Source organism: Streptococcus suis (genome assembly GCF_002960445.1).
Taxonomy (GTDB): Bacteria; Bacillota; Bacilli; order Lactobacillales; family Streptococcaceae; genus Streptococcus; species Streptococcus hyiners.
Genome location: NZ_POJD01000380.1, coordinates 1 through 292, shown reverse-complemented (window position 1 = coordinate 292; position 292 = coordinate 1). Strand labels below are relative to the sequence as shown.

General features: G+C 31.8%; 1 pseudogene. It reads left to right on the top strand.

Features of this window, described 5'->3' with window-relative positions:
* Positions 1-292, top strand: a pseudogene (locus C1G53_RS12160) (glycoside hydrolase family 31 protein); the annotation flags it as partial.

The window sequence follows — 292 nt, the reverse complement described above, 5'->3', positions numbered from 1 at the left end:
CTGTAAAGTAATTATCCATGAAAATGGCAATCAAGAAATAAGAAACGGGAAAATTAGTGCTATTATTGACCATCGTAATAAAATCAGTTTTTTTAATGAAAAAGGAGCATTAATATTACAAGAATTTATTCGCTTACGTGCAGTTAAACATGATGATGGTAGTGAAGATATCAGTACTATTAGTGTCACAAAGGATTTCAATTCTACTTTAAAGTTAAAATCGAGAGAATATCAGGCCAATAATCATGGCTCGGATTTTGCGGTAAAAGCAAGATTTGAGTCGAACCCCAAT